This window comes from Extibacter sp. GGCC_0201, from assembly GCF_017566055.1.
GTDB lineage: Bacteria > Bacillota > Clostridia > Lachnospirales > Lachnospiraceae > Extibacter.
In genome coordinates this window covers 1-208 of record NZ_JABFCH010000286.1, presented here as the reverse complement: position 1 = coordinate 208, position 208 = coordinate 1, and the positions used below count along the sequence as shown (strand labels likewise).

1 protein-coding gene is annotated in these 208 nt (G+C 32.7%); it reads right to left on the bottom strand.

The annotated features are described in order from the left end of the window. Nucleotides 1-13 precede the first annotated feature (13 nt). The coding region (locus HJV72_RS19550) for a hypothetical protein (RefSeq protein WP_208073551.1) at nucleotides 14-208 on the bottom strand (195 nt) is incomplete at its 5' end.

Genomic DNA, 208 nt, shown 5'->3' with positions numbered 1-208 from the left:
GTCCTTCTACAAATCAAATTTTCTTTTCCTTTATATCTGTACGTGCCTCAACAACATTTACTACATAATCGCCTAATTTTTCGCATTCGCTGATAATATCCATATAATGATCCCCCGTCTGATAATTATATTCCTTATTATTCACATCCAATACATTCTGATCCTTCAACTGGTTGCGGTAATTGTTTCTCTCATTCTCTATATTAAA